Annotated in this window: 13 protein-coding genes; 7 read left to right on the top strand and 6 right to left on the bottom strand. The window is 54.8% G+C overall.

Going from position 1 to position 13,051, the window contains the following annotated elements:
- Positions 1-107: 107 nt before the first annotated feature.
- Positions 108-1,385 carry an OprD family porin gene (locus B723_RS21975; RefSeq protein ID WP_017338957.1) on the top strand — a complete coding sequence of 426 codons (1,278 nt, stop codon included), beginning with the start codon at positions 108-110 and terminating at the stop codon, positions 1,383-1,385.
- A gap of 62 nt (positions 1,386-1,447) precedes the next feature.
- On the opposite strand, the gene B723_RS21970 is transcribed toward B723_RS21975, so the two are convergent.
- Together B723_RS21970 and B723_RS21965 are read right to left on the bottom strand one after the other, a co-directional pair.
- Positions 1,448-2,344, bottom strand: a complete 897-nt coding sequence (locus tag B723_RS21970; protein WP_017338956.1) for an N-acyl homoserine lactonase family protein — start codon at positions 2,342-2,344, stop codon at positions 1,448-1,450.
- A gap of 37 nt (positions 2,345-2,381) precedes the next feature.
- Positions 2,382-2,846, bottom strand: a complete 465-nt coding sequence (locus tag B723_RS21965; protein ID WP_238588291.1) for a hypothetical protein — start codon at positions 2,844-2,846, stop codon at positions 2,382-2,384.
- Between the two features lie 412 nt (positions 2,847-3,258).
- Between B723_RS21965 and B723_RS21960 the strand changes: the two genes are divergently transcribed.
- The 3 genes from B723_RS21960 to B723_RS21950 all read left to right on the top strand — a co-directional run bounded on the left by B723_RS21960 (position 3,259) and on the right by B723_RS21950 (position 6,510).
- Positions 3,259-4,146: a LysR family transcriptional regulator gene (locus B723_RS21960; RefSeq protein ID WP_017338954.1), complete on the top strand. Its 888-nt coding sequence runs from the start codon at positions 3,259-3,261 to the stop codon at positions 4,144-4,146.
- A 149-nt stretch (positions 4,147-4,295) separates the two neighbouring features.
- The gene (locus B723_RS21955; RefSeq protein ID WP_144425261.1) at positions 4,296-4,862 is read left to right on the top strand and encodes a 2,4'-dihydroxyacetophenone dioxygenase family protein; all 567 of its coding nucleotides are present in this window, start codon (positions 4,296-4,298) and stop codon (positions 4,860-4,862) included.
- Positions 4,863-5,172: 310 nt separating this feature from the next.
- Positions 5,173-6,510: an MFS transporter gene (locus B723_RS21950; protein ID WP_017338952.1), complete on the top strand. Its 1,338-nt coding sequence runs from the start codon at positions 5,173-5,175 to the stop codon at positions 6,508-6,510.
- Positions 6,511-6,747: 237 nt separating this feature from the next.
- On the opposite strand, the gene B723_RS21945 is transcribed toward B723_RS21950, so the two are convergent.
- From B723_RS21945 to B723_RS21935, 3 genes are all read right to left on the bottom strand, one after another.
- Positions 6,748-7,008 (bottom strand): DUF2790 domain-containing protein, encoded by a 261-nt coding sequence (locus tag B723_RS21945; protein WP_017338951.1) that lies wholly within the window; start codon positions 7,006-7,008, stop codon positions 6,748-6,750.
- 95 nt (positions 7,009-7,103) lie between these two features.
- Positions 7,104-7,517: an ester cyclase gene (locus B723_RS21940; RefSeq protein WP_017338950.1), complete on the bottom strand. Its 414-nt coding sequence runs from the start codon at positions 7,515-7,517 to the stop codon at positions 7,104-7,106.
- Positions 7,518-7,578: 61 nt separating this feature from the next.
- Positions 7,579-8,955 (bottom strand): MFS transporter, encoded by a 1,377-nt coding sequence (locus B723_RS21935; RefSeq protein ID WP_017338949.1) that lies wholly within the window; start codon positions 8,953-8,955, stop codon positions 7,579-7,581.
- A gap of 124 nt (positions 8,956-9,079) precedes the next feature.
- Between B723_RS21935 and B723_RS21930 the strand changes: the two genes are divergently transcribed.
- The gene (locus B723_RS21930; protein WP_017338948.1) at positions 9,080-9,958 is read left to right on the top strand and encodes a LysR substrate-binding domain-containing protein; all 879 of its coding nucleotides are present in this window, start codon (positions 9,080-9,082) and stop codon (positions 9,956-9,958) included.
- Between the two features lie 41 nt (positions 9,959-9,999).
- On the opposite strand, the gene B723_RS21925 is transcribed toward B723_RS21930, so the two are convergent.
- Positions 10,000-10,887 carry a LysR family transcriptional regulator gene (locus B723_RS21925; protein WP_017338947.1) on the bottom strand — a complete coding sequence of 296 codons (888 nt, stop codon included), beginning with the start codon at positions 10,885-10,887 and terminating at the stop codon, positions 10,000-10,002.
- Between the two features lie 131 nt (positions 10,888-11,018).
- On the opposite strand from B723_RS21925, the gene B723_RS21920 reads away from it, so the two are divergent.
- Both B723_RS21920 and B723_RS21915 read left to right on the top strand, forming a co-directional pair.
- Positions 11,019-11,846 carry an FAS1-like dehydratase domain-containing protein gene (locus B723_RS21920; RefSeq protein WP_017338946.1) on the top strand — a complete coding sequence of 276 codons (828 nt, stop codon included), beginning with the start codon at positions 11,019-11,021 and terminating at the stop codon, positions 11,844-11,846.
- 40 nt (positions 11,847-11,886) lie between these two features.
- Positions 11,887-13,047: an acyl-CoA dehydrogenase family protein gene (locus B723_RS21915; RefSeq protein WP_017338945.1), complete on the top strand. Its 1,161-nt coding sequence runs from the start codon at positions 11,887-11,889 to the stop codon at positions 13,045-13,047.
- Positions 13,048-13,051: the final 4 nt, after the last annotated feature.

Genomic DNA, 13,051 nt, shown 5'->3' with positions numbered 1-13,051 from the left:
CCAATGGGCCGGACTTTTATTCTGGCTTGTCGGTTTTGCGTGTCCGTCATTCGAGTTTGTTTAGTCATTTCCGAAGTCCCCACAACAACAATACAGGTATACAAAACATGACTCCGAAGTTGTTCTCTGTCTCTCTGGCAGGCGCATTGGCCGGGCTGCCGGCGCTGGCACACGCTGATTTCATTGAAGACAGTCACGTCAATTTCAGCACCAAGAATTATTACTTCAATCGCGATTACCGCGACGGTACCGGGCCGTCGAAAGCGGAGGAGTGGGCGCAAAGCTTTATCCTCAAATACCAGTCCGGTTATACCGAAGGGCCGCTTGGTTTCGGCCTCGATGCAATGGGTATGCTCGGGATCAAACTTGACTCGGCACCGGAGCGGTCGGGTACCGGGATTCTGGCGCGCCAGGCTGATTCCGACGATCCGGCCAAGCCCTTCGCCAAACGTGCCGCTGACGAATATTCAAAACTTGGACTGACCGCCAAGGCGCGGTTGTTTGAAAGCAATGAATTGTTCGTGGGCAGTTTGCAACCGTCTGGCATCGCGGTGATACAACCGAACACCAGCCGTGCATTCCCCCAGACATTCGAAGGCCAGCAACTCACCAGCAAGGCCGTGCAAAACATGACCCTCAACCTGGGCCATATCAGTCGGGTCAAGCAACGCGACTCCACGGATTTCGAAAAAATGGGCATCACCAGCCAGTCTGGGCAGTATGCAAGCAGCGCACGCTCGGACGATTTCAAATTCGCGGCAGTCGATTATCTGGTCACTCCGGATCTGCTCGCCAGCCTGCATTACGGTCAACTGCAGGACATCTATCAGCAAGGGTTCGCCGGGTTGAAATACAGCACGCCATGGGGGCCGGGCCGGATCCTGGGTGAAGTTCGATACTTTGACGGCAGTGAAACGGGCGCGGCGCTGGGCGGCAAGGTCGATAACCAAACGCTCAGTACCAATCTGGGGTACTCCCTCAATGGCCATACCATCAGCGGTGGCTATCAGAAATTGTGGGGCGATACCGCCTATCCGTTGATCGACGGCACGATCAGCTACCTTTTCACTGAACTACAGGTCAGTAACTTCTCGCGCGCCCAGGAACGTTCATGGCGCGCGCGTTACGACTATAACTTTGCTGCAGCGGGCATACCGGGCCTGACTTTGACCACCCTATACGTACGTGGCGACCAGGCTAATGTGATCAACATGAGCCAGGAGGGTAAAGAGTGGGAACGCGACACCTACATCACGTACGTGGTGCAGGACGGACCGTTGAAAAACGTCGGTGTGCAATGGCTCAATGCGACCCAGCGCTCTAACTACACGCGCGACACAGACGAAAATCGCTTGATATTCAGCTACACCCTGGCGCTGAAGTAACCCCATGCCAGAAACGCAAAAGCCGTCGCAAGACGGCTTTTGCAAGACTCAACACCCGAGGGTCAGACGCGGGAAGTTTCCCCTTCAGCCAGGCAGACTTGCATGATCCGCAGGTTTTTATCGGTGACACGGGTAGGGAATACCTCGCTCAACCGATCCTCGTGCACCGGGATCACCCGTTTGGCCTCGTAATCCACGGCCTTGAGCATTTCCTCGGTGGCAAGCACAAGATTGGTATTGCTGTTCTGCGCCAGCCCGACGGGCCGGTATTCCAATGTCCCGGTGATATCACCTTGGTCTATTTTCGGGTTGGCCAGCATATTGTCGTACACGTACACCAAGTCTCCGGCCAACACCCAACTGTTGTGTGAACTGGAGGCCAGATCATTGCGTACGTGAACCCACATGCAGCCGAATGTATGGCTGTCGAACGCGACGCGCAGATCGATACCCGGTGCTACGTCCTCTATCTCACCTTCCACGCAGATAAGGCGGCCCTGGCGCGCCAGATCGACCGCTCGCAAAATGTCCGAAGGATCGAGTCCGGTGCGGGTCCAGTTCAGACGGTCCGGAAGCGCCATGGCCCAGATCCACTTCGACAGCTCCCGCTCCTGAAGATAAAACCGTGCATTGGGAAAGGCATCGGTGTTGCCGAAATGATCAAAGTGAGCATGAGTCACAAACACCGTATCGACCTCTTCAGGCGTGACATTGCACTCGGCCAGAACGTCCCGTGGCGAGTGCCAGTCGCCAACCCCAAATTGCTTGGCCAATGCCTGGCCGTAATCGCGATGGTTGTAACCGACGTCCACCATGATCGTGCGGCCATTACCTTTGATCAGCACATAGCAATAGGGCAATTTGCGGGTCCCTTCATTATGTACGCCGTATTTGATGCCGCTGACCGGAAAGTTCGGAATATTGGCAAATTCGAGAATCCAGATCGAATAGGGGGACATGACAGCCTCTTTTATGAGTGTTTGAATGAAAGCGATATCAATGCTGCGAACAGCAAAAACAGGCGTTTTGCAGATCGACAGGCATAAGCCCCAACTGTGCATTGGATGCGCAGCGCAGCATGGCATTGGTGTTATTGAGTCCCTTCAGTAAGGCCGGTGTGCGCTCCCTGAGTACTGCACCATTACTGATGTTTCGCTGCAGTTCTCGGGCGATGTGCAACAAACTGCTGGCCGTGTGCGACAAGTGGTTGAAATGCGCTGACGCCATCACCGGGATATTGAGATTGCCCAGCAGATCCATAACTTCGATCAGATCCTGTTCCGGCGTGCGCGCCAGTTGAGCGTAAGTACTGAAGCCATTATCGGCTTGCCCAAGAATCAACAGCCCGGCGATTTGTGCTATCACCCGATTGAGCTTTGCATAGGGGCGTTCGATCAGCGCTACATAGTGATTGAGTTCATCTTTGGTATGGATGACCGGACGAACCGCCGACTCGGTCATGGACTCGACTTCCGCGCTGAAGGGAGCCAGCCGGCCATCCATGCAATCCTGGCTGAACGACAACGTATAAGGCGTAGCCAGGGAACGTGGCGTATTGGACATGTGGGGTCTCTCTTATTGTCTTTGGCATTTCTGCGTTTTGAGTATTTGAGTGACCAATGCCCTTGGCAAACGAATAAATCAGATTGCAGCCAGTGGTTAAGCCAATAAATCCTGGCCTGTCTGCCAGTCTTTATTTCGCCACCTATGAATTGGCACCGCTGTGACCAAAATTCACAGCCGGTGTGAAATCTTGAGGATATTCAGCCTTTCAGAGATGTAATAGTTTAAGCACCATGATCCCCAAGCCCCGGTCATTGACCGGCTGACAACTGATAAAAACGGGAGGTGAGATCTGGACAACTATTCGCAAATGCTCGCCTTCATACGCGCAGCCGAGCACGGCAGTTTTTCCGCGGCGGCCCGGGCAAGCCATCTGACGCCCTCGGCAGTAAGCAAGCTGATTTCACGGCTGGAAGAACGCTTGCAAGTGCGTTTGTTTGTTCGAAGTTCCAGAGCATTGCTACTGACGGAAGAGGGAGCGGTCTATCTGAAAAGTGCCTTGGCGGTCGTTGATGCCATGAGCGAGGCTGACTCATTAGCCGAACGTCTGCCCACCCGGGTCAGCGGCATGTTGCGCGTGCATACGATGACCACTTTTGCAAAGCACCAGATCCTGCCGTGGCTGCCACAGTTTCTGGAAACCTATCCGTTACTCGATCTTGATATTCAATTGGGGGCGCAATACCTCGATCTGTTTGAGCAAGGTGTCGATGTCGCCATTCACAGCGGTTTTTTACCCAGTTCATCGAGGGTTGCCCGTCGCTTGAACGACAACGAATGGATTATCTGTGCCTCGCCGCAGTATCTGGCTAATCACGCGCCATTACTTCATCCGCAGGATTTGCTGGCCCACCAATGTTTTGGCTTTGACTTCGAAAGCCAATGGAGCGCGTGGTCATTTCAGGAAAACGGGCGCTTGTTCAAAGTGCCGTTTCGCAGTCGCTCTTCGTTCGGTCAGGGTGACCTGCTACGAGATTTGGCGTTACAGGGAGCGGGCATCGTCAAGCTCGCGGGATTTCATATTGGTGAAGATATTCGCCATGGGCGGCTGGTACCGCTGTTGCCAGAGTTCTATACCGGTGAAAAAGAATCGGTGAGCCTGATATATGCGAATCGAAAATATTTAAGTCCGCGGATAAAAGTGTTTATTGATTTTCTCAGCGATCGAGTGAAAGACCAGCGCTGGACGATAACCTGACGCACGGCGAAAAGTTAAGTTGATCTTTTTTGAGTGCGCTCCTATTGGGTGCGCTCATTGGGGGAGTTCGCATGTTAAATGCAAACTTTATGATGTTTGCGATAGCGATATCGTATTTGCTAAATGCTTGACCGTGAGGTGATCTGAAAATGACTGCACAAGAAACAAGTTTGGCTAGACCCGTGATGACGGCCGCGCGTGGCGATCAATCCAAAGTGCCTTATCAGTTTGATCAACCGGCAGGAATGCCGGCGGATTTTTTGCTGCCAGGCGCACTGAATCTTGACTGTGACGAACGAGAGTGGGTGCCACAAGCTGAAGGCGTATGGTTTCGTCCGTTGATCCTGAGTTTGTCGGGCGGCTACTTCGTCAATCTGACCCGCGTGCGTCGTGCCGGTGTTCTTTCCCGTCACCGACATGGTGGGCCGGTGCATGCGATTACCCTGCGCGGCCATTGGCATTATCTTGAACACGAATGGGTCGCTACCGAGGGCAGCTATGCCTTCGAACCACCAGGAGAGACCCATACATTGGTTGTGCCGGAAGACGTGACCGAAATGATCACGCTGTTTCACGTGACCGGCAACTACGTCTATGTCGATCCTTACGGCAAGGCGCTGGACTATGAGGACGTATACACCAAACTGGAAAGTGCCCGTCGTCATTACGAATCCGTCGGGTTGGGTGCTGATTACGCCGACCAGTTCATTCGCTGATCCGACTTGAAAAATAACGGTTAAGAAAAGTTCCAAAGCGTTAATTGGCATCGGATTGAAAGTCTCGATGACGGCATCGCGTTATCCGGTGATTACAGTGTCGAGTTAATACGAACACTTTGCGAACAATCTGGCCCGGCCGCGAGCTTAAAATGAATTGACGTTTATTCATTTTGTTCGCGGCTTGTACGTATTCGAACTTCCATGGATCTGGATGCACTTGCCCAACCGCTTTGACTGCAAAAGAGACAAACATTCATCAACGTAACTCTTCCGCATCCAATAACAATAGCAGCAGGAGATTCAATCCATGCATTCCACACCCTCCAACGCTGATGGCGTTGCGCCGCAGATCGATGATAACGATCCCGTCTATCGCAAGATTGCCTGGCGGCTGATGCCCTTTTTGTTCATTTGTTATGTGTTCGCCTACCTGGACAGGGTTAACGTTGGCTTTGCCGCGCTGCATATGAAAGCAGACCTGAACTTTACCGACGCCGTATACGGAATGGGCGCCGGAATTTTCTTTTTTGGCTACATCTGCTGCGAGATCCCCAGCAACCTGCTGATGAAACGCCTCGGTGCACGCATCACCATTGCCCGCATCATGATCGGTTGGGGCTTTGTCTCTTGCTGCACCATGCTGGTCCAAAGCCCAACTTCGTTTTATCTGATGCGCTTACTGCTGGGGGCATTCGAAGCTGGCTTTGCCCCTGGGGTACTGCTGTACCTGACTTTTTGGTTTCCTCCGGCTCGAAGGGCGCAGATGGCCGCCATTTTCCTTTGCGGTTCGGCCATCGCTGGCGTGGCAGGAGCGCCCTTGTCAGGGATGATTCTCGACGTATTCCAGGGCACGGCCGGGCTGCAAGGCTGGCAATGGTTGTTTGTCATTGAGGGCATTCCTTCGATTGTGTTGGGGGTCTTGGCGCTGTGGTTGCTGTCTGATGGTCCCGCCACCTGCAGGTGGTTGCGAGCCGATGAAAAAGTCAAAGTGATCGGTCATCTGGCCAGTTTCCAGCCAGCGCGTGATGACGGCTTTATCGGCGCGTTGCGCGGGCCAACTATCCATCTTATCGCCATAACCTGGTTCACCATTGTTTGTGGGCACAACGCGGTGAATTTCTGGATGCCCATGATGCTGCGTGAAGCCGGCTTGACCACGGGGACTGAAATCGGCCTGTGGGCGATGGTGCCTTACAGCATCACCACGATTGGCATGATCCTTATCTCCCGGCATTCCGATCGACGTTTGGAGCGCCGCGCGCATATTTCAGTGTGCTCATTAATGGCTGCCATCGGTTTCGGGATGTTGCCTTTTGTGCAAGGTAATTTTGGCTTGAGTATTGTCGGGCTGACCTTGGCTGCACTCGGCGTGTTTTCGGCGATGCCGATAATCCTCGCCATGCCCATGAGTTACTTGCCGGCTGGCGCCGCGCCCGGTGGCATTGCTTACGTGAATACCGTTGGCATGGTGGGCGGTTTTGTGGGGCCTTACTTGATGGGAGCCATCAAAACAGCTACCGGAAGTTTTGCCTATGGGCTCTACGCCGTCACCGGATTATTGCTGCTTGGGATTTTGATCATGATGTGCATGGTGCGTACCCCGCGCATGGAACCGGTTCTTGGTGCGCAAGTACCGGCAGTATAAAACGGCGGGTTCAAACAGGATTGAACGATAAAATCGCTGAGCTGTGCTCGGCGATTTTTTTGTGCTTGTGTCCCTCGGAACATCGCGGTCACTTTGAGTTTCGGACACAACGCGGTTCCATATAGCCATCGAATGGAAAGGAATGAGGGGGATGTCGAAGAAGGGGGGGAAGGGTGCTTGCTTTCTTGTTCTTGTTTCTGCAAGCGAGTAGGAGTTCATTCAGGTAGCGAGGTGATTTCAGCCGCTTGCAGCTGCACACTCCGACGACAGAACGATGTATTCAAGACCTTTGAGACGGCCTTCGGAGTCGCGATAAATCATGGTGACCGGTGATGCGTTGCATTTGTCTGCCGGCGTCGTAGTGGAGATGACGCTGGCGATATCCAATTGCATTCCATAGTGGTATTGCTCAACTTTTATCGGACCCTCATTGTGCTCCTGTTGAGCCATGACAGAAAAAGCACAGACGAGCGTCATCCACGGAAGATAATTCTTCATTAACGTATCCTCATTGGTAAATGACTCCCTCAACTTTGTTGCGTGGACAAGAGCGGAGGGAGTTTTCGAGACAAAAGTGCCGTCGTGTGACGACCTTATAGAGCCATCAAGTCGCGATGGACTTCGAGCGAGTTACGCTCAACCCAGTTATGCGCCAGCAAGCCGTCTGGACGAACCTCCCAAACCGCGGTACCGAGCATTTCAAAAGGTGTGCGGCATGAACGACCGCCAATGAACCCCTGGTTTCTTCCAGCGAGTTTCCAGCGCGAAGCCACTCGAGTACCTTCATGATTTTGAAAGGTTTCGATACTGCCAAACGTGAAGTCTTCAATCTTCGACAGGAAAACTCCAATCCACTCAATAAAGGCTTCACGTCCGACAATATCGACACCGCCCGACGTGATAATGAAGTCTTCTGCAACAAAGCGTGCGGCGGCTTGCGGGTCTCTCGCCTGCCAGACTTCACGCCAGAAGCTTTCAACAATTTCTACAGCTTTATTGTCTGCCATCTTGGGTTCCTCGGTTTTTTGGGGCCTTACAGCCCGCTTCAGTGGTGACGCAAAACAGATATCAGTGGGTCAGAGTTCTTGACCGATAAACCAATGCCAGTGCGGCGATCAGAACCCAGGCATCAAGGGCAAACGCGAACCGTATTGAGAGGTTCCAGTCGCTGACGGCGTGCAGCAAAATCCCGATCACCGCCACACCAGTGAGTGCGCCGATCTGGCGGTTTGCGTTAAGCGCGGCGGCGGCCACGTTGGAGTTAAGGGCACCGCTCACATGCATGACTGTGCTGATGACTGCCGGTATCGCTAACGCCATGCCGCCCGTGCACAGTGCTGCGCCAAGGGCTATCCAGACATAGGTCGCCTTACCGCCGATCAAGGCCGTGGCAAGGGCGCCTGCTACCCCAATGCCTAGCCCGCAAAGCATTACCAAACGCTCGCCATACCGGTGTGAAAGATGTCCTGAGGCGTAATTGATGATCGGCACCACGCCCATGATCGGTAGCATCCAAGTGCCGGTTTGCAGCGCCGTGGTGTGATGGAACTGTTGCAGGAACAGGCTGATGAAGAAGATCTCGCCAAATAAGACGAAGTTGATCAGAAACCCCAGCCCGTTGAGGGTCCAAAAATTTTTGTTGCCCCGCAGTTGGATCGGGATGACTGGCGCTGCCGAGACTTTTTCCCGCCAGACCACGGCCAATCCGCCTACTACCGTAACAGCCAGTGCAATTTGGCTGCTCGTGGCGCGCCAGCCGAGCGTGGGGCCTTCAATGAGCACGAAACTGGCACCGCCCAATGCGAGCATAATCAGCAAATGCGTGCTGGGGTTGAAGCTGACCGGGCGGCGAGCAGAAGCGGACAATGTCCACTGGGACAGGAGAATACCGATGATGCCGATCGGTATATTCAAATAGAAAATGCTTCTCCAGCCCAGGGTGTTGACGAGTACACCGCCTACAAATGGTCCGGTTCCTGCTGCCGTACCGACGATGGCGCCCCAGATTCCAACCATTCGCATACGCACACTGCGATCAGGAAATACTTCGCTGAGCAGGCTCAAGGAGCTTGGCATGAACAGCGCGGCACCGATGCCTTGCATGAAACGGGCTACGATCAGCTCCGGCGCAGATGTGGCCAGACTGCATCCTAAAGAGGCCAGAATGAACCAGGCCAGGCCGAGCATGTAAGCCCGCTTGGCTCCGAGCATGTTTGCCAGCGCACCGCCCAGCAGCAGGAATGAAGCAAATGTAAGCGTATAAGCATCAATGACCCAAACCAGGGAGGATAAGGGTACGACGAACTCGCGTTGCAGATCCGACAGCGCAACGTTCACCACAGTGACATCCAGCATGGCCATGACGAATCCAAGTGCTACTGCCATAAGCACAAGTGCGTTGGATATCACTTTCATGACTGAGGGCCTGGATTCTGATTCATTCATCCACACGCTCCTGATCCGGTTTGTCGGGCCAACTCGATTGGCTTCATGACCCGATATTCGGAGTTTGCTATCAAGAACTCAAACGCATAAAGTTAATGGTATCTAGTAGAAAGGCGAATTCATCATGCAAGCTGGAGACGTTGAAATCGATTTGTTGCGGGCGTTCATCGCCGTGGCGGAAACCGGCAGTTTTACTGCCGCGGCCGACGTGATTTCCCGGTCGCAATCGGCGGTCAGCCAGAAGATCATCCGCCTGGAAGAAGTGCTGGGCCTGCGAGTGTTCGAACGTACCAGCCGTGCGTTGACCCTGACGCCGGACGGCGAACGCCTGCTGGTCGGCGCGCGCAAGATGATGGTGCACTTCGACAGTTTCGTTCGGGAAATCAGGGAACCCGCGGAGGTAAGCCTGCTACGTCTGGGGATCTCGGAAAATCTCGTGCCCACTCAGTTGCCCAAGCTGTTGTCGCGGTTCAGCAAGCTTTACCCCGATGTCCAGCTTGAACTCACAACAGGCCTGAGTAACGACCTGTTGAACGACTACGAAGCCGGCCAGCTGGATGTAGTGATTGCCAAACGCAAGATCAGCAACAGCGCTCAGCGTGGTCGAATCATTTGGCGCGAGCCGCTGGTGTGGATCGCTGCCAAAGACTATGAAATCGAAGCCTCGCGCCCGGTTCGCCTGGTGATGATGCGACCACCGTGTGCCTACCGCGCAATCATGATCGAAGCGATGGCGTCGGTACGACGTGAATGGTCTTCAGCTTGTCTTGCCAGCAACCTGATTGGGGTTCAGGCTGCCGTCGCGGCCGGACTCGGCATTACCGCGCTGGGCACTTCATTCCTGCAGGAAGGCATGCGGATTGTCGAACCCTCGGAAAAATTACCGACGTTGCCAACGACGGAAGTGGCGGTGATCGGTGATGAGTTGCGCACGCAGCATCTGGTCCAGCCTCTGGTTTCGTTGCTGACCGAAGGCTTGATGTCGGGAACCAGTTTGACCTGAGGTCTAAGGCTGCGCGGCCGGATGAACCGTGCAACCTGGTTTCATTGTTGCTCTCGCAAGAGACTGATCAGTGCTTTGACGCATCCTGGCAATGCATCGAAGTCCCGTATGAGAATACTGCGGTCGCGCACCACCCAGGGTTCGTCCAGCTCCAGAATGGCCAGTTTCATGGTTTTGCTATTGCGCAGGGCGGCGGACTCCGGAATCACACCTATACCGACGCCTGCTTCAACCATGCGGCAGACTGCTTCGAAACTGGACAACTGAATTCGCCAGACCAGAGTTTCACCCATCAATTCGGCTTTATCGCGTACAAATGCCTGAAGGGTACTGCCTTCTTGCATGCCGACATGGTGAAAGGCAACGGTATCTCGCAGCCTGATGTGTTTACGCCGGGTCAGTTCGTGCCCCTCGGGCACTATGAGCACCAGTCGGTCAGTGCTGAATTGCAGCACTTGCAGATTTTTCGCCGTCACCGGGCCGGCAATGATACCGATGTCCGTCGAACCATCGAGCACGCCTCGAATGATGTCGCGGGACAACCGTTCCCGCAGGTCCACAGTCACGCCGGGACGTTGTGCGAGGAATCCGGAAAGCAATTCGGGCAAGAACTCCGTGACGGCCGTTGTATTGGCAAAAATACGGATATGCCCGGATGAATCGGCGCCGAACTCGGTGAACTCGGTTTTCAAATACCCCACCTGACGCATGATCAACCGTGCGTGTTGCAGCAGCTTGCTGCCCGCATCGGTCAGTTCGACGCCTTTGCTGTCTCGATACAGCAAATGGTTGTTCAACTGCGCCTCCAGCGCCTTGATACGTACGCTTGCCGCAGCAGGTGACATAAATGCCCGTCGAGCCCCCTGGCTTAAGCTGGCGGCTTCGGCGATGTGAATGAACAGGCGCAGATCAGTCAAATCAAAGTGCATGCCGCAAGTCTCTTCTGATGGTCTTTGGTGTTAATTCTGGTTTAACGAAGGCTTAAAGAAAAGTAGATTCACAGAACACCACGCCACTCGCATCATCGGTCGTAACGCAACATACCGAGGATGCAAATTTGATGAGTAATCACGACCTAAATGCGTGGCTCGGCAACACCGAAGAAGCGACCGACGATTTGGGCGCCAGTCTGCTTAAACGGGTGGCTGCGACTTTCGGCGTGCCACCGCTGAAGCCGGGGGCGGCACTTCCAGCACTGTGGCACTGGTGCTTTTTTCAGGAGCCTGTCGCGCCGTCCGGTTTGGGCGAGGACGGCCATCCGGCGAGGGGTGGATTCCTGCCGCCAGCGGCCCGGCGCAATCGTATGTGGGCCGGCAGCCGGGTCGAATTCATCCAGCCTCTACGCGCTGGAACCGAAGCTTCACGCCTGTCGACCATTACCCGCATCGAGGAGAAAAACGGTCGTAGCGGGCAATTGCTCTTCGTGACGGTAAGCCACGAATTTTCCCAGGGCGGGCAACTGTGCATTCGCGAAGAGCAGGACATCGTCTATCGCGAAATGACGGCGCCGAACCTCGCGCCCGGTGACCCCGCGCCGGTCACACAATGGCACGAAACCGTCTTCCCAGACGCCGTGATGTTGTTCCGTTATTCCGCTATCACGTTCAACGGTCACCGTATTCATTACGACGTGCCTTATGTGGTGGATGTCGAGGGCTACCCCGAAAAAGTCGTCCATGGTCCTTTGATCGCAACGCTGAATTTGCAAGCGTTCCTGCGTGCCCATCCTTACGCCCAACCACGCGCGTTCAATTTCCGCGGTGTGCGCCCTTTGATTGCTCCACAGCCGTTTGACGTCGGTGGAGCCGTTCTCGCGCCTGGCCGTGCGCAACTGTGGGCGAGCAATGACGGTGGTCTGGCACAGATCGCCGAACTGGTTTTCGACTGAGTGGGCAGACTCACTTCCAAGCACCCTGAGAGCGATAGATATGCAAAACAACAATGAAGAACTCAATGCCATTCGTGAAGGTGTGCGAGCGCTGTGCGGGGAATTTAACGCCGCGTATTGGCGCGAAATCGATGAGCGCAAAGGCTTTCCCGAAGCCTTCGTCCTTGCCATGACCCAAGCCGGCTGGTTGTCGGCGATGATCCCCGAAGAATATGGTGGTTCCGGCCTCGGACTGGCCGAAGCGTCAGTGATCCTGGAAGAGGTCAATCGTTGCGGCGGTAATTCCGGCACTATTCACGGACAGATGTACAACATGTTTACCCTGCTGCGCCACGGTAGCGAGAGCCAAAAAAGTTACTACCTGCCAAAGCTCGCCAATGGCGAGTTGCGCCTGCAATCCATGGGGGTTACCGAGCCGACCACGGGAACCGACACCACCAAGATCAAAACCACGGCCGTGCGCAAAGGCGACAAGTACATCATCAACGGGCAGAAAGTCTGGATTTCGCGCATCCAGCATTCCGACCTGATGATCCTGCTGGCGCGCACCACGCCGTTGGCTGAAGTGAAGAAAAAGTCCGAAGGCATGTCGATTTTCCTCGTCGACCTGCGCGAAGCCATCGACAACGGCCTGACCGTGCAGCCGATCGCAAATATGGTCAATCACGAGACCAACGAGCTGTTCTTCGACAACCTGGAAATTCCTGCCGACAGCCTCATCGGCGAAGAGGGCCAGGGCTTCCGCTACATCCTTGATGGCTTGAATGCCGAGCGCACATTGATCGCTGCCGAATGCATCGGCGACGGTCGATGGTTTATCGAAAAGTCGGCGTCGTACGCCCGTGACCGAGTAGTGTTTGGTCGTCCCATCGGCCAGAACCAGGGGGTGCAGTTCCCGATTGCCGAAGCCCATATCGAAATCGAAGCCGCAGACCTGATGCGCTGGCGTGCCTGTGAGGAATACGACAGCGGCATCAATGCCGGTGCCAGCGCCAACATGGCCAAGTACCTGGCGGCGAAGGCTTCCTGGGAGGCCGCCAATGCCTGCCTGCAAACCCACGGTGGTTTCGGCTTCGCCTGCGAGTACGACGTGGAACGCAAATTCCGCGAAACCCGGCTGTACCAGGTAGCGCCCATCTCTACCAACCTGATCCTGTCTTACGTTGCCGAGCATCTGCTCGAACTGCCGCGCAGTTTCTAAGGAG

Source organism: Pseudomonas fluorescens NCIMB 11764, from assembly GCF_000293885.2.
Classification (GTDB): domain Bacteria; phylum Pseudomonadota; class Gammaproteobacteria; order Pseudomonadales; family Pseudomonadaceae; genus Aquipseudomonas; species Aquipseudomonas fluorescens_B.
Note: the sequence above shows the minus strand (reverse complement) of the source record. Positions and strands in the feature narration are given on the sequence as shown.